At 47.5% G+C, this 16,799-nt stretch carries 13 protein-coding genes and 1 riboswitch; of the genes, 7 read left to right on the forward strand and 6 right to left on the reverse strand.

Features of this window, described 5'->3' with window-relative positions; genetic code table 11:
• Positions 1-68: 68 nt before the first annotated feature.
• Both PHG53_03450 and PHG53_03455 read right to left on the reverse strand, forming a co-directional pair.
• Positions 69-1,907: a hypothetical protein gene (locus PHG53_03450; GenBank protein MDD5380680.1), complete on the reverse strand. Its 1,839-nt coding sequence runs from the start codon at positions 1,905-1,907 to the stop codon at positions 69-71.
• Positions 1,908-1,960: 53 nt separating this feature from the next.
• Positions 1,961-3,025: a trypsin-like peptidase domain-containing protein gene (locus tag PHG53_03455; protein MDD5380681.1), complete on the reverse strand. Its 1,065-nt coding sequence runs from the start codon at positions 3,023-3,025 to the stop codon at positions 1,961-1,963.
• Positions 3,026-3,259: 234 nt separating this feature from the next.
• Here PHG53_03455 and PHG53_03460 point away from each other — a divergent pair, with 234 nt between their 5' ends.
• The 4 genes from PHG53_03460 to PHG53_03475 all read left to right on the forward strand — a co-directional run bounded on the left by PHG53_03460 (position 3,260) and on the right by PHG53_03475 (position 7,190).
• Positions 3,260-4,903: an LptF/LptG family permease gene (locus PHG53_03460; protein ID MDD5380682.1), complete on the forward strand. Its 1,644-nt coding sequence runs from the start codon at positions 3,260-3,262 to the stop codon at positions 4,901-4,903.
• A 23-nt stretch (positions 4,904-4,926) separates the two neighbouring features.
• Positions 4,927-6,024, forward strand: coding sequence for an LptF/LptG family permease (locus PHG53_03465; protein MDD5380683.1), 1,098 nt, complete (start codon positions 4,927-4,929; stop codon positions 6,022-6,024).
• 666 nt (positions 6,025-6,690) lie between these two features.
• Positions 6,691-6,936, forward strand: coding sequence for a hypothetical protein (locus tag PHG53_03470; GenBank protein ID MDD5380684.1), 246 nt, complete (start codon positions 6,691-6,693; stop codon positions 6,934-6,936).
• 5 nt (positions 6,937-6,941) lie between these two features.
• Entirely contained in the window at positions 6,942-7,190 is a 249-nt protein-coding gene (locus PHG53_03475; GenBank protein MDD5380685.1) for a hypothetical protein, read from the forward strand.
• Here the strand turns inward: PHG53_03475 and PHG53_03480 are convergent.
• Positions 7,171-7,881, reverse strand: coding sequence for an HNH endonuclease (locus tag PHG53_03480; GenBank protein MDD5380686.1), 711 nt, complete (start codon positions 7,879-7,881; stop codon positions 7,171-7,173). The two genes, PHG53_03475 and PHG53_03480, sit on opposite strands and share 20 nt — an antisense overlap.
• 521 nt (positions 7,882-8,402) lie before the next feature.
• On the opposite strand from PHG53_03480, the gene rho reads away from it, so the two are divergent.
• The gene (rho, locus tag PHG53_03485; protein MDD5380687.1) at positions 8,403-9,521 is read left to right on the forward strand and encodes a transcription termination factor Rho; all 1,119 of its coding nucleotides are present in this window, start codon (positions 8,403-8,405) and stop codon (positions 9,519-9,521) included.
• A 76-nt stretch (positions 9,522-9,597) separates the two neighbouring features.
• Here the strand turns inward: rho and thiC are convergent, their stop codons facing one another.
• The 3 genes from thiC to PHG53_03500 all read right to left on the reverse strand — a co-directional run bounded on the left by thiC (position 9,598) and on the right by PHG53_03500 (position 13,833).
• Positions 9,598-10,902, reverse strand: coding sequence for a phosphomethylpyrimidine synthase ThiC (gene thiC / locus PHG53_03490; GenBank protein MDD5380688.1), 1,305 nt, complete (start codon positions 10,900-10,902; stop codon positions 9,598-9,600).
• Positions 10,893-10,992, reverse strand: a riboswitch (TPP riboswitch). It overlaps the preceding gene by 10 nt.
• A gap of 71 nt (positions 10,993-11,063) precedes the next feature.
• Positions 11,064-12,689: a hypothetical protein gene (locus PHG53_03495; protein MDD5380689.1), complete on the reverse strand. Its 1,626-nt coding sequence runs from the start codon at positions 12,687-12,689 to the stop codon at positions 11,064-11,066.
• Positions 12,690-12,753: 64 nt separating this feature from the next.
• Positions 12,754-13,833, reverse strand: coding sequence for a Xaa-Pro peptidase family protein (locus PHG53_03500; GenBank protein ID MDD5380690.1), 1,080 nt, complete (start codon positions 13,831-13,833; stop codon positions 12,754-12,756).
• A gap of 320 nt (positions 13,834-14,153) precedes the next feature.
• Here PHG53_03500 and PHG53_03505 point away from each other — a divergent pair, with 320 nt between their 5' ends.
• Positions 14,154-15,341 (forward strand): rhomboid family intramembrane serine protease, encoded by a 1,188-nt coding sequence (locus PHG53_03505; protein MDD5380691.1) that lies wholly within the window; start codon positions 14,154-14,156, stop codon positions 15,339-15,341.
• Between the two features lie 163 nt (positions 15,342-15,504).
• Positions 15,505-16,728 (forward strand): hypothetical protein, encoded by a 1,224-nt coding sequence (locus tag PHG53_03510; protein MDD5380692.1) that lies wholly within the window; start codon positions 15,505-15,507, stop codon positions 16,726-16,728.
• The last annotated feature ends 71 nt before the right edge of the window (positions 16,729-16,799 follow it).

Here is a 16,799-nt window from a genome sequence, read left to right on the forward strand (position 1 = left end):
ATTAGCCGTTAATAAACGCTGAAAAATACCCGAAAAACGAAAAAAAATCAACCCTTAATAATCAATCATTACTCGGTCGGGCTGATATCTTTGAATTCGAAAAAGAAACCTTCCGGCGTGCTGATGCCGTAAAAAGCGGATTGTCCCAGATATTTACGCACTGCATCCAACGATGGTAATAGGTCGAAATTAACCAATTCGCTGACTCCCGCCGGGCAAAATTTAGCTGAAGTCTGGTCAGCTTTGTTTTGCTTTATCATCCACCAGAAAAGTTCGCCCGACGCTGCGTTATCCTCCAAAGTCGCTATTCCAACAGCCGAAGGAATGGCTTGTTTGGCGGAAGCAAACCACTTTGCCTGGCCGACTGATAAAGTCTCGGTGCTGCTCAAAGCGCGGATGGCCCGCTCAACAGCAGCTTCGCTTGCGAAAATCAGATGAGTATCACTAACTGTAAAAGCCAATGTGGGCGTTTGCGGAGCGCCTGGTCCGGAGCCGGTCTGCATCGGTGTCCTCCCGGGTGTGAGAAAAGGCATGGCCGACTGGCCTAACAGATAAATGGTGTGGCCGAGAAGCTCACGCCTTGCATCGGGATTATTCGCAGCTAAAACTTTGCTGTGAAGAAGAGAAAGAGATTTTTCGATTGCCTCGCGGTCATCTATGGCCAAAGCTACAAGAGGTTCCGTCGGCAGCGTTGTATTTGAGAATGGCTTGTTGACGCTCCGGGCTATTACTATCTGCGAGCCGAGGTGGTTGATAACATCGGTTTTCAATTTCAATCCCGGCTCACCGTCGGGACTGTCCGGCAAATCCAGCATCTGCATCATCATTCCGTACTGGGGATTAAAATTGTAGACAATGTTGTACAGCTCATCATATGCCTTTTTGATATTCAAATTGAAAAATGTTACCGAATAGGCCGATGCGGGAATAAACCGAGGCAGGTTGTAACCGGCCGATTCTGCCTCGAGCATCTTGCAAATTCCCTTTTTGGCGCCGTTAATTTTGAGAAATACTTTGGTGGTAGCTGAATTACCCGGATTCCTGCCGACGCCTGCTGAACAGGCCAGGGCGGCAACGTTATCTATGCCCAGATCGGCCGTCCATTTACGCGCTTCGCCGGCCGGGTCTTCGGCGAGCATTGTCTTTATGACTTGTTTTATGTTTATGTAGAAATCGATGTCGTAATAAGGACCGACGGTTTTCATGGCAGCTTTGTAGTCGCCATCATCGGCCAGCGTCGGGCTGCCGGAACCTTTGATATGTGCGATGACAAATTTAAGAATGTCAATGTCCGTAGCGGCTATGAAAGAATCGCCGATAAAGCAGTGATTTAGCGTCGCAGAGGCTTCGTCAATTGTTATTTCAATACGGACACCGCGGTATTTCTCGCTTTTTTTCTGGTGTCCGCCGGCTTCGATATTCTTTTTGAGCATTTTGTCTACAGATTCTTTTATCTTATCGATTCCTTCGCCCCACTGCGTTATTATCACAATAGGCGGCTCATTAAAATCTTTGCTCTGTTCATTAAGCACTAAAGCGGCGGCAACTCTGCCCTCCGGCCATATATCCGTACTTAAAAGCGCCTTAAAGATGTCGTTGTCATCTAATTTCTGGATTTTTTCGTGCCATTTCACCTTGGCGTCTTCGACAAAAGCTGCCATTGCCGGATCTGCGTAAAACTTATAAAAGCTGGTTTTTTCAAATTGGGTTTTTAACTGTTGAAAGTCGTCTATATCCATTAGCAGCATAGTTTCTGGAGGAAGCAGCTTGGCTGTCTTTGGCAGTACCTTGGCTTTGGACTTGGCAGAAGCAGGAATATTCAAAAATCCGAGGACAAAACAGCAAAAAACCATTAGGGCACAATTGAATTTCCGCCTTATGCGACTATTATCTGTTCCTGGGGACATATTTCACCTTTAGACCTTTCGATAATCTCAAGTTTCATTCGAGATGCGCTTCATTATTGATGAGAGTCAGCTTTGCCTTCGACTGTATTGGGGGACTGTTGTTTTTCAGAATTTTGTCCGGGCTGGTCGAAAAATCTCGGCTCGGCTTTATTGCGTCTTCGGTCCGGCTGAATGTATTTGAAGCCGGTGTTGGGATTGTCCTTGTCATATACGAAGGCGTCGCGGTTATCTATGAAATGCTTTACGTAATCGACCGGTATGGCAAAACCCAATCCGCCAAAGAATATATATCCCATATTGGTGACACCGATGACCTCGCCCGCGAGATTAAATAACGGCCCACCGGAATTACCCGGATTAATATCAGCATTAGTCTGGATATAAACAAGGCCCTCGAACGGTCTGTTTACTGTACTGATGACGCCGTCGGTGACGGTTCGCTCCAGACCGAGCGGATTACCGATCGTGAAGACCCTTTCGCCAACCTTGACTTTATCGATATCACCAAGATATGCGTATCTGACCTTTATGTCCCCAAGGTCTTCGACTTTTAATAACGCGAGATCAACAAAGGGATTAATTGCTTCTATTTTGATATTCTTGAAAGGCTTTTTCTCGAAGCCGCCCTTTATTTTTCGGAACATAGCAACTTCGATTTTTGTCTCTTTTTCTATTACGTGATAATTGGTTATCAGGTATCCGTCTTCATTGATAAAGAAACCTGAGCCCATCCCAACCGGGCTTGAGACCGTTACGACGGCTTCAGAGAACGCTTCCACGCATTTTTCGATGGTTGTTTTTTTCAGATTTGCGGTGTGATACAATCGGCTGCTCCCATCGCCCCGGGGCTGCGGTTCACCGGCATTAACATCCAAACCGCTGACATCGATATCCCCTGCCTTGAGTGCATTCGAGTATTGGTATTCGAGTATTTTTTCCTTCGGGATAGCAAGGACGGCCGCTCCGACATCTATTATCAGCTGGTTTTCTTTTTCCGCAAGGATATCACCGGTTAGGCTTTGGCCTTCTTTTAGGACGACTGTATCAGCCCGGGAAACTGCACAAATGCATAACAGCACAATAGCACATAAGCATTTATGGCTTATATTCTTGAGCATTTACCACTCCTGAATTAATACTTTTAGGCTGATTTCGCGAGCGCAAACTGTTATTATAGGGCTCATCTGCTTTTAACGCAAACAGAAAATCAATCGGCCTTTTCTCGAAACGGATTTAGCGGAAAAAGCTTTACTGACCGGCGGTTAGAGAATTTTGTTGCAAAGTGCTCTTTATTATTGAGAATGAGGAACTGGATGACAAAATACCGGCGAATAAGTAATGATTGCTAAAAGATGGTTTTTACACTGCACAGGTATATATTTCGTGAGCTTCTGAAGGTTTTTGTTCCGTCGGCGGTGGCCCTAACGCTGATGCTTAGCCTCGGCAGTGTCCTGCGGCCGATTCAGGAATACGGCGTGGGACCTCGGCAGGTGGTCCACCTTATGGGCTACTTTCTCCCCGTTACTCTGACCTTCGTATTGCCGATGGCTGCTCTATTTGCGGCGACTCTGGTTTACGGACGGTTTGCCAGTGACAATGAACTCGATGCCTGCAAAGCTGGCGGAGTAAGCCTGTTGACTCTGGTTTATCCAGGCCTGGTTCTCGCGATTATTGTGTCGATTGCAAATCTGGTTTTAAGTTTCTACGTGATGCCGGCATTTGTGCAACGCGCGGAAAAATCTCTCAAGGCCGACGCCAAACAGATACTCTTCCGAAACCTCCAGCGCAGCGGTTACTATAAACTGCCGCCGGACGGACGCTACCGAATCTACGCCGACCTGGCCAACTCGTGGAACAATACGCTTTCAGGCGTGATTGTTGTCGGGGCGAAAGATTCCAGAATAGAAAAAATCATCGCCGCCGAAAGGGCTGAACTCAGCTTCGACCCGCATGAGAGGTTTAATGAAGTACGGATAACGGCTTATAACACATACCAAATGGGTCTTGAAGGCGAGTCGCCCTTCTCTGCCGAACGGGTGCCGCTGACGATGCCGTTTCCTCCACTGATGGGCGACGACATAAAGTTTAAAAAGATTGACGAGATGAAGAAGATTCGCCTTGACCTGATGAGCTTTGACCCCATTGCGAAATTGGCCATCGATACTTACGCACAACTTACCGTAGAGCTGCTGGCTGACGACATTACCAAAAAGATATCCGTCGCTTCCGAAGGCAATTCCCCGTCTTTAGAGACTGCTGAAGATACCAACAGTTTCTATAAGCTGCATAGCGGCGAGAAATTAGTCGAGTTCACCGCAGACCAATGCAAAGTCATTGGCGAAGAACAAGTGCAGTTGTCCGGCAAAGTCGTGGTCATTGAACACGATGCGTTCAGCAAAAAAGTTTTGCGGACCCTTCGATGTGCGACGGCTTCACTGCATATCGAAGGCGATAAACTTGCACCGACCCTGACAATGGACATCCGCAGCCCGACGTGGCAGCTGGTGGATGGTTCCGAAGGTTTGGCTCAGCGTGTTATCATTCGCGGTCTGGTTCTCCCAAAAACCGTAACAGACAAATTCGTATCCGCCGATGTCCTGAAAACCGTCAGTCGCGATTCGATTAAAGCAGCGCTGCCGAATGGACCGAGCAGCGAACTGGATGCCCTGCAAAACAGGCTTCAAAGAAAAATACAGGGGACATTGGCCGATATAAGGGCTGAGCTGCATTCCAGGCTGGTATTCGGAATTGGCTGTGTGGCGCTGATGATGATTGGTATCGGCTTGGGTATCATCCTCAAAGGCGGACACCTCCTCAGCGCCTTTGGGGCAAGCTCACTGCCTGCTGTGGTGCTGATAGTTTGCATAATGATGGGCAAAAATATTACCAAGAACCCCTATACACAGGTAAGCTCCGGCATAGTGCTGATGTGGGCTTCAGTGATTTTTTTGTCCGTGGTCGCCGTGATAATGTACCGAAAGCTGTTGAGAAATTAAACAATACAGTATTCGAGATTAATATGAAACTGTTGGATAAATACGTCGCTAAGAACTTTCTGATTGGCTACATAATTGCCTTTTGCGTGCTGATGGGCCTGCGAATAATTATCGATTTGTTCGTGAACCTGGATGAATTTACCGAGCACGCCAACCTCGGCTTCTTTGCGGTAGTCGGAAATGTACTCAGCTTTTACGCCCTGCACAGTCTGCTTTACTTTCGTGATTTTGCCGGGATGATAACCGTTGTCGCAGCCGCGTTTTCGCTGGGCAAAATGATACGCTTTAACGAGTTAGTGGCCGTGATGGCTTCGGGAGTCAGTTTGAAGCGCGTGATTATGCCGATAGTGATTCTCTCGTTCCTGCTGACCGGCCTGCTCGTAATAGACCAGGAACTTTTAATCCCGCCCCTCAGCGACAAGCTCGTTCGCGGCCAGGACGCCCTGCCGGGCCGGGAAAAATACGATGTATGGTTTATCGACGACGACAACGGCTCACTAATTTGCACCGAAGAATTCTATGTAAAAACGTCAACGATGAACAGGCCGACTATCATCCTGCGCAGCAAGAAGGCCGACTCCGCCGTTTGGGAGGTGACCGGCCGGATATCCGCAGACAAGGCGGTTTACAATCCCCAAACCGAAAAGTGGGATTTCATTAACGGCCTGATTATCGAAAAAGGCTCCGAAATCGGCGCCAAGCCAATCGCCTCTTACGCCAGCAGCATCACTCCGAAAGATATCCCCGTAATGCGCAGGTCCCGGCATATAACCCTGCTTAGCTCGCATCAGCTGTCCCTTCTCGCGGCCCAAAGGACAAAAGTCAAAGACCTCGCCCAGCTTTACAGTCAGAAGCACTTTCGTATTACCGACCCGATTATTAGTCTTGTGATGCTTATGATAAGCCTGCCGATTCTGGTCTGCCGAGACCCGAAGGCGATGAAGTCAGCCATTATGATTAGCTTTGCTACAACATCAGCGTGTTTCGTCACGGTCTTTATCTGCAAGATGCTTGCCGTCGAGGCCATTTTCGATAGGGTAATCCCCGAGTTCTGGGCCTGGCTGCCCGTCTTTATCTTCGCACCCGTCGCCATCCTCGAACTCGACTCTATGAAAACTTGATTAGTCATAACAGGCCCTTCGACAAGCTCAGGGCAATTTTACCCGCCATAAGGCTGAGTAAAATTGGCTTTGTTTGGGTTTGTTTTTTCGAGTTGGTAGTTCGTGGTTCGTAGTTGTTAGTCACGGTATTTACTAAAGTTACAAGCATTTCAGGCATTTCAAAAATTGGGTTCGTTTTGCATAATTTATTCATTTTGATTGATTTTTCCGCTATAAATAGAAAATCTCCGTGTCCGCAGTTTTAGCCACAGAGAACACAGAGAAGTAAATTGTAAATAGTATTAATTGGTTATTGGTAACCGCTCATTGGTAATTCCTTTAAGGGTTTTTGTTTCGACAAAGACTTTCCCCCCCCGCTACTTCGCTTTTGCGAAGTAAAACGACGGGGGCGACGAAGCGTCTGCCTCTATAATTGGTGGAACTTGCGCGATTGATGCGAAAATTATAGCCGTCGCTCGTGTCTCGGCCCTCGTAACTCGATGTAGGAAAAGGAGTAAAAATTTTTAAGATTTTCCGATTTTACTGTTTACCTACCTGCGCTTTTGATTGATTTCTTTGCAATGCCCGTAAAAACTCCAGCACTATCCACAAATTCTCCAGATTGCTACCTTTAGGTAGTCGATTTATAAGTAGCACCTCTTAACATAATCAATGAAAGGATTTCGAATGAAAAATATTAGTACAAAATTGATTCGGGCTGAATACCAATATTATGTTGAAAAGGCGACCGGTACAAATAATGAAATTGATTGGAATAAACTCGTAGATTTGCTTTGCGTAGACGGAGATTGGACAATACAGGGCGCTGAAACATTGGTCGCAATTGTTCAAAATTATGGAAGTTTTGTACTAAAGAATGCTCTTGCCCTTGCGATTGCTACAAATATTGAAGATGGCGAACTTGGATTATAAAATTTATGAGAATCAAAAAGGATAGGATAGTTACGTTAAAATTGCCAAGGTTGATGGTTGGGCAAATTATTGACGGTCTGCGGGAAAGACAAAAAATTTGGTTATACACAGCAGAGTATATGGAAACTGGTCACACTGAAGAATATTGTATTATCGAAGAATGTTCGGATGCCGAAGAAGCAAAAAATATTGCCACATATTACGAGGAAATTATAAAGGAGATAAACACACAACTTACCCTACAAGAACAGTAATCCAAGGAGCGAAAGACATGATCTTATTAGATTTCGCTAAATTGTGTCTTGCGCAAAGTAGTCTAACATTTTTAGCAGTTATGCTACTTCCGCCTTTTGAATAAGGTAATTCGTGATCGAAATGAAGATTATCTTTACAACCACAAATAACACACTTTCCTTGGTCGCGTTTCCAAACCTCGACTTTAACCTGTGTCGGAATAGCACGAGTTACTTTAAGAAACGGTTCGCTTTTAGAAGGAGCTTTTGCAGGTCTTAGGAAAAATCTGCAAACTTTTCGGCCGCCATCGGATAAAACTTTAGCATCAATCAGTTCATATCCTCCTCTATCACACCATACGCCCACTGAGATTTTTTCATACACTTGGACTAATTCTGGTTTTCGTTTCCCATCTTTATAGCCAGTAACTGCTTGGAAAAATTTTCCATTTTCTGTTAAATTACCAGAAGATGTTTTAAGTGGTTGGTCTTTCTTCTTAGGGTCGGTGCCTGTCTGTTTTGGTTCATCGTGTCCTTCATATTCGAGAAGGCCAGTGTCAGGATGCCAGCGGTCTTTATATGGAGCACCACGTCTTACACTCATTAGGATTATTGAGTATCCGTGTTTGATTCGGAAGTTCATTCCTCGTTGGAGCATAATATCTTCTCGCTTTACGATATCGGAATAAGAAATTATGCTTTTATATGCCATTTATAAAATCCTTTTACCTGCAATATTGTAGCAGGAAACAGGCAATAGACAACCGAAATATCAAACGACTCGGCTGGAAAGTTTTGGTTGTCTGGGAATGTCAAATCAAAAAACATGAAAAGCTGATTAACAAAATTTCAAAATTTCTCAAAGGATAATTCGCAGGGAATTTACCGCTTACTTACGTGCGCGGCTCTGTAACCCGCGCAATAAATTGCGGGGCTAAATATTTTGAGATTGCTGCACCCCGCTGCTGTCTTGCGACAGCAAGACGCGGGGTTCGCAATGACCGACCCCCGACAATAAACCCTGCCATAGTGATGGCAGGGCTAACCGAACCCCGTCATCATCCGCCTTTGCCAATGCTACGGCGAGATAAAAGATGACGGGGCTAACCACCGTCGCCGTGCCGGCGACGGCTAAACGAAAATCATTCGATGCTGTTCAATTGCTTCGATAGCTGTTATGATGCGGGTGTCTTGTGAATTACCATTATTAAAGTTTAAATTCAGAGGTGGATTTTGTCTGTCGATGTTATCAGCGGGGTAGCTAAACGAATCAATGGAAACCAGTATGCTGTCAGGACGCTGGAGCGGCCCTATCAGCGCAGTGCGGCTGAGGTCATTGTCGCGGCTGAACTGGTCCGGCGTTTTCGCCTAATCGAAGGGGCTGAAGTCGTCGGCGAGGTCGAGCGGAAGAAAGACAAGGTAACGCTGGTATCGATAGAATCGATAGGCGGGATGAAGCCGGAGGATTTCGCGGGCAGGCCGCGATTCGGCGACCTTGTAGCTATCAATCCGGAGGAGCGATTCGACCTCGGCGGATGCGGTCAGGAGAGCATGCGAATTGTGGACCTTATATCTCCGATAGGCAAGGGGACGCGCCAGTTGATAGTATCTCCGCCGAAGGCAGGAAAGACGGTCCTTTTGGAACAACTGGTGCAGGCAATCAGGCAGTGCAGTCCGCAGACGAAAACAATCGTATTGCTGGTGGATGAGCGGCCGGAGGAAGTGACTGTTTTTCGCAGGGCGGTACCGGGTGCGCAGGTGGCAGCGAGCACGATTGATAACAAGACGGCCCAACATATCGAATTAATCGAGTTTATCCTTGCGCATGTGCAAATAGAACTGGAGTGCGGCAGAGAGGTTGTTTTGCTGATAGACAGCCTGACGCGCGTGGCGAGGGCGTTCAATAATCAGGTCGGCCGAAAGGGACCGCGTGGTCATACGATGAGCGGCGGGCTGGAGTCCGGGGTTATGGAAGTGCCGAGGCGATTGTTCGGGCTGGCGCGCAATATTGAAAACGGAGGCTCGCTTACGGTCATAGCTACCTGTCTGATAGATACGGGTTCGCGGATGGACCAGCTTATCTTCGAAGAGTTCAAAGGAACGGGCAACAGTGAGATTATTTTGAACAGAGAACTGGCGGAGGCGAGGATATTTCCGGCGATTGACATAGCTGCGAGCGGAACACGGAAGGAAGCGGTGCTCTACGATGAGGACGATATGCGGGGGCTGGTGACGCTGCGGCGGGTGCTGTCGGGTTACAGCAACCGTGACGGTATCGATGCGATGTTAAAACTGCTTAAGAAGTATCCGGATAATAAGGTGTTTTTGGAAAGTATGGCGACCGGAAGGTGATTTATCAGGCCGGGTAACCCATCGGCAAACCGAGAGGCTAAATATTATAGAGAACCCAGTCATCAAGATGACGGGGCTAACCTTTTATTGAGTCTCGGATTTCCTTATTTATTCTGACGCTGCACCACTGCCTTCCGCACATCGAGCAGTAATCGGCGGACGGCAGTTTACCTTCGCCGGTTTCCTTGCAGGCCTGGTCGTGCATTCGGCCGGCTGTCTGGGGGTCGATGGATTCGGCAATATGAGTTTCCCAGTCGAGGTTAAATCTGGCAGCGCTCAAATTCTTGTCGCGCTCGGCAGCGCCTTTTAGGCCTCTGGCGATGTCGGCGGCGTGGGCGGCGATTTTCGAGGCGATGACGCCTGCGCGAACATCATCGACATTAGGCAGGCCGAGGTGCTCTCTGGGAGTGACATAGCAAAGAAACGATGCGCCATAAAAGGCGGCGGCGGTCCCGCCGATTGCGGAAGTGATGTGGTCATAGCCGGGGGCGATATCGGTTACAAGCGGGCCGAGGACATAGAATGGAGCGTCATTGCAAAGCTTGCGCTCGAGTTCCATATTGTATTGAATCTGGTCAAAGGGGACATGGCCTGGGCCTTCGACCATAACCTGACAGCCGGCTTTCTGCGCCCTTGCGGTAAGCTCGCCGATGGTTTTTAATTCTGCGATTTGGGCCTTGTCGGTGGCGTCTGCGATGCAGCCGGGGCGAAGGCCGTCGCCGAGGGAAAAGCAGATATCGTATTGGGCCATTATTGCGCACAATTCATCAAACATTTCATAAAGAGGATTTTGTTTATTGTGATAGAGCATCCACTTGGCCAACAGGGCACCGCCGCGGCTTACGATGCCGCCGATACGGGTTTCAAGCAGCGGCAGGTGCTCTTTCAGCAGGCCTGCATGAATAGTGAAAAAATCGACGCCCTGAGCGGCCTGCTTTTCGATTGCCTGCAAAATTATTTTTTCATTTATGTCCTCGACGTTTCTGCCCTGGATGACCTGATAGATTGGCACTGTGCCGAAGGGGACGGGGCATTGCGCGAGCAGCTTTTGGCGCGTGTCATCAAGGTCGCCGCCTGTGCTCAAATCCATAATCGCATCAGCACCGGCAACGAGCGCAACTTTCATTTTTTCGATTTCGGTTTCAACAGAGGAGCTGACGCTGCTTGTGCCGATATTGGCATTTATCTTGGTACGAAGTGCCCTGCCTATGCCGACCGGCTTGAGATTAGTTTTAATATGCAGCGAATTTGCGGGTATTACCAGCCGGCCAGCAGCGATTTCTTTACGGAGGAGCTCGGCGTCGAGATTTTCATCGCGGGCCACCGATTTAACTGCATCGGTAACTTTGCCAGCTTTTGCGAATTGTAATTGTGTTGTCATTATCACTTTCCTACGCAGGTTTTATCCTGATCAGGTTCCAAGGGTTTTTTCTCAGACCCGCCTACATGCGGACCACCCCTAGTGAACTGTGTCTATTATATCTTATTGAGTGTTATAGTCAAAGAAATCTTTCGCGGTGTGCTATCCTGCGTGAAGAGGACTTAAAAATCCCTGCTCGTTTGCTTTTGCATCTCCAGGAAACACTTTTCAACCTCAGGCCATGGGGGAGTTTTATATTTATCAAAAACAGGATTGTCTTTGCGAACATATAAGACCATTTTTGTACCATCGGCTTCGACGATGATAGGCCGATAGTGTCGATAAAATACGTCATCGGTCGTAATTGTGTGCAGAACAATGTCCGGCTTGTGAGCAGCAAAAGAGTAAGCATAGTCGAACTTATTGTGACCTGCACGGCTGATCTCCGAATGGGCAGGCAGATGAGCAATATAAGGGTCGCACTTGCCCAAAAGGTCAAAGCACAAGCGTCTGGAGAAATAGGGGTAGACGCCTGCAAGCCGGACAGCGACGCTGGCATTGGGGTCAGCAACTTTTTCAACAGCAAGAAAAGCCCTGACATCCATTCGACCACCACCGGTCGTTTGCGGCCTCGCAAGCAAGAGGCAGTGATCCCAGTTTATACCATTGACCGCTACTACACATAAAGCGGTCAGAGCAAGACGAAAGGCTGTTTTCGGGGCGTCTGTTTTGCGATTTATAAGTAATATTGCTATACGGTTAATACCTTCCGCAGCCAAGACAAACAGGCCGAGACTATACGGTATTACGAACCGATGCAAAGGCCAGGCATCCCCGCCAACATATACCTGATATACAACAGCGATAGCGAAACTGCCGAGAACCAGAAAATGCCAGCGTTTTGTGTCCTTTATTACCGCTATAGCGGCGAGCAAAAGAGGCAGGCCGAATACCGCTACCGTCCAGAACGTTTGTTTGATGCCGGCTGCAATCCGATCCGGAAGTGACCAACCTGTAAGTTTGAGATAATATGTGTTAGGCAGCCATTGCCCGTAGAAGCGGTATCGCCACAAAAAATGAGCAGCCACCACCAAAGCGACGATAAGCAAACCTATAAGCAATCGAAACCGGTCCTTTTTTACTGAAAACCAGAAAAATAACAAAACAAACAACATCACAGCAAGAACATCCGGACGAACCAGCGCTGCCGGCGCAAACCACAAAACCGGCCTGATGCCCCCTCTTCCTTCAGATATGTATTTGATAGTGTCTGCCATCGCAAGGGTTACCAGAAGCGTCAGCAGTCCCGTTTCCATACCAAACAGCGTGAAGAAAATCAGATTATAAAAAGTTCCAGCCAGCACAATCGCACAGCAAGCCGAGACCGGCGGAACTTTGCAATACCGAGCAAGCAAAGCCGTACTTATCAAACATCCCCACAGAATCGGAACACCGAGAACCTGAACTAAAAGACAAGTATAGCTTGGGGACAGTCGAAACAGATGACAAATCCCCATGACAAAAGTCCATCCAAAAGTCGTATAGCCTTCCACCCGCTCGCCTGGGTTCCATACGAAGCCATGTCCATCTGCCCAATTGGCCGCATATCGCATGGAAATCATTGCGTCGTCGAATAAACAGAAATACCTGTGCCCTTCGACAACGAAACTGGTTTTTGCGATAAACCCAACCGAATATAAGCCCTGCAAAAGCCCAACCACCAAAACCACAATCCACACCATTTTATAATTCGATGGCGCAACTGGTCTTACAAATTCGTCATATCGCTTTGTTTGAATTGCTGGCATCGCTGCCCCTCATCGGCAATGATCGCTTTTAATATGAATCTGTAACAATTTTACCTGATTTAACTCAAAGATTAAAGCTTCCGCTGTTTCCGGCAGTCTTAGTCAGTATCCTACAGCCGGTTTTGGTTACGAGGACATCATCTTCAATTCGTACGCCGAGTTTGCGCGGGATATAAACGGCAGGCTCAATCGTGAAAACCATCCCCGGCTGTAATTTAGCTTTGCTATTAGGTGAAATGGAGGGCTGTTCGTGGATTTCCAAGCCGAGGCCGTGGCCTGTGCCGTGGCCATAAACGGGCAAACCACTTCTGCGAACAACCTCTCTGGCGGCGGCATCGACCTTTTTTGCTTGGACGCCGGGCTTTATCATTTTAATAGCGGCGGATTGCGCCTCCCGCACGGCGGTGAAGACTTTTTTGTAAAACGGATTCGGCCTACCAACGATGAAACATCTGGTTATATCGCAGCAATATCCTTTGAATTTGACGCCGAAATCGATGAGGACCGTATCATTTTTTTTGAGCTTTTTGGAGGTCGGCTGATGATGGGGACGCGAAGCATTCGGGCCAAAGGCGACGATTGTCTCGAAACTGTTTTTCGCACCGGCTTTGCGAATTTCAAAATCCAGGGCACCAGCCAATTCGTTCTCAGTTACGTTCGTCCTTACATATTTCAAAGTTTTCCTGAGCGCTTCGGCCGCAATCTGCGCAGCTTTTTTAATTGATGCGATTTCGCTGCCGTCTTTACTGCTGCGCAACTCTTCGACGATACCGGCAACAGTCCTGACTCTGCCGCCGATTTTTGCTTTCAGCTTTTCGAAGACAGCAAAAGAAACGTATTTTTCAACGGTTATTGTCCGTGCTAATTTCCGCTTTTTCGCCAACTCCACCAGCGCCTCAACCATCGGTTTATCCCGTTCGATTATACTGCAGGCAGGGCATTCATTCTTCGCCTGTTCGGTGTACCTGCTGTCGGTTAAGAGGAAAACATCTCTATCGGTAATCAGTGCCGAGCTATCGTCCCCTAAAAAGCCGGTTGCATAAGTGACGTTGGCAGGATTTGTTACGAGAAGGGATTTTATCCGCTTTTTCCTTAGCTGGTAACGAATCGTCCTAATACGTTTTTTTATTATTCCGGCATCCATTTCGGACTACTCACAACTCTATTAAACCACAATGATTAACATCACTTTAGGAAAAAATAAAGGTTTTTTTTGCTCTAAAATTTGGCTCTGCACCGTTTTGTATTTATACTTTTAGTGTGAAAGGTACCGGCTGGGGGGAAGCCGGGCAGTGCAAATGGATGTGCGGGCTGCTGATGCTTTCCGTGAGGGGAAAATTACTTATAAACTATCTTTCCAGGTGGGACGGCTTTGCCGTCCTTTTTTTATATCTTGTCACATCCTTTCCTTGCCATTACAATAACCCAACTTTCGAACTTAATTTTAAAACTGGTAGTTAAATTATGATATTACCCATTCGGACAAGTATTCGGCCATGGCGGACACCATACGCGAATTACGCCTTGATAATCGTCAACGTGATATGTTTTTTACTAACATACCAGCCTCATAGAAGTGCGATTACAGGATCAGGGGAGGTTCTGCGAGATTGGGCGGTGCCATTTATGCTCACCCCCCTTCGACCATATTTGTGGCAGTTTGTGAGCTATGCCTTTTTGCACAGCGGTATCCTGCACATTGCCGGCAATATGTTCTTTTTGTATCTGTTCGGCAACAATGTTAATGACAAGCTCGGCCACATCAATTATTTGTGCCTTTATCTTGGGGGAGCGGTTTTCGCCGGCGTTGGTCATACACTCTTTCATATCAACCCCGTCCTTGGCGCCAGCGGGGCTGTGGCTGCTGTAACTGGCGCCTATCTGGTTCTGTTTCCGCAGACGTTAATCACCGTTTTATACTGGTTTTTCTTCATCGGGACAATGGAACTGTCAGCATTATACTTTATCGCCTTTAAGCTGATTGTCTGGGACAATATTGTCGAGCCGAGATTCTCACCTGATGCGATTGCATACGGTGCACATCTGGCAGGATATGCTTTCGGCATTGTAGCTATATTAGTTATGCTCGCCACCGGCTTGATAAGCAGCAGTCGTTTCGATTTATGGTCGATGATAAAACAATGGAATCAGCGTCGTCGTTATCGCGATGTTGTCTCAGAGGGGTACGACCCCTTTACCGGCCTGACAACGGCCAGGGAAATAAATGTAAAAGAGGTCAAGAAAACGGCCGCTCAGCAGCAGCAAGAGGAAAAAACCAGGCAACTCCGCAATGAAATAGCCGGCCGAATACTTCAGCACAACCTGCCTGCCGCGGCTGAAGCTTATCTTGAGCTTGTCGGGCTCGATAATGAGCAGATTCTGCCGAGACAGCAACTGCTGGATATTGCCAATCAGCTTACCAGCGAGAGCAAACACGCTGAATCGGCACAGGCCTACGAAAAGTTTTTAACTCGCTACAGCAACTACGAATACGTTGAGCAAGTGGAGCTGATGCTGGGCATATTGTATTCACGCTATCTCCAGAAGCCAGAACTGGCAATAAAGCACCTGCAGTCCGCAGCCCAAAAGCTGTCCGACAGCGGCCAGGTTAAAATGTGCAACGACGAGCTCGCCAAGTTGCAAAAAAAATAGAACAGGCGTTTATCACCATTTTCCTACCTGCTATCGGCCATAGTGATTCGGAGCGATATTTGAACGAGAAAAAAGTTGACAACAGCCGAGACTGGTGCTAATTTGAGGCCCATAGGATAGTTTAAGTTATTTTAAGAAAAGGACTTTTTTGGGAGACTGAAAAATGCAATCTCATACCAAATTTATTTATCTCGTTATTTTAGTTTGCCTAATAAGCTTGCCATCTGCCTGTTTTGCCCAGGAAACCGTTAATCCGCCTCAGGAGTCTGTTTCAACCGATGAGCCGGAGATCAATGAGCTGTCTTTCCCCTACGTTGCCGAGATAACCGAGGATAATGTCAATATTCGCTCCGGGCCTGGTACGAATTACTACCCCTGCGGCAAGCTTAACACCGGCGACAGAGTAAAGGTAGTCGCCAGCAAATACAGCTGGTCTCACATAGTTCCGCCGGTCAGCACTTTTTCCTGGATTTCAAAACAGTACGTTAGCGTTGAGCCGGATAATTCCGGCACGGGTGTAGTTACAGGCAGTGCCGTTCGCGTCTATGCCGGCTCTGACATGCTCAAACCGATGCACTCCACGACCGTTCAGCTGGAACTCAACAAGGGCGATAAAGTAGAGCTGATGGGCGAGGAGATGGACGATTATTATAAAATTGCTCCGCCGACCGGCGCCTACCTTTGGGTGCTTACTCAGTATACCAAACCTATCGGAGCTGTCGGCGAGGTTGAGGTTATTGTTAAACCAAATACCGAGCCCGAAGAAGCAAAAATGGAGGCCGAAGCAGAAACCGAACTCGAAGCTAATACTGTCGCGGTTGTTCCCTCTGTTACTCCAATCGAGTCTCAAAAACTAAAGGAGTATTACGCGCTGGCAGATCAAATCAAGGCCGAGCAGACCAAGCCGATAGCCCAACAGAATTATACGGAGGTTAAGAAAGCGATGACTGAGCTAGCCGGTAATAAAGAGGCCGGCAAGGCCGCAAAATACGCGGAGTTTGCGCTTAAGCAGATAGAGCGCTGCGAACTGGCTGTGGCAGTGGACAAGGAAGTCCAGTCTCAGGATTCACAATTACAGCAGACGAGTGAACAAATAGAAAATGCCCGCGACGCAGAGTTAGCGAAAGTTCCGGAACTTGGAGAATTTACAGTAGTAGGACAATTTCGAACTTCAAAAATTTACGGTTCTGAGGAATCGCTGAAACACTACCGTATAATCGACGATTCCGGACAAACGATTTGTTACGCTTTGCCGGAAGGTTCAGCATCACAGATAGATTTAAGCAAATTTGAGGGTCGAAAGGTCGGACTGATCGGGACAGTTGAGCCGCATCCGCAAACCAAAGGCGCCCTGATACGATTTACTCAAATAACCGAACTGGAATAATCAGCATTCTAATTAGCCGACTACTGCAAATACAGCTTCGTTAGTCTTATAAGGCGCACGATAAGACCATC

The organism is Phycisphaerae bacterium (genome assembly GCA_028714855.1).
In the GTDB taxonomy this organism is placed as follows: Bacteria; Planctomycetota; Phycisphaerae; order Sedimentisphaerales; family Anaerobacaceae; genus CAIYOL01.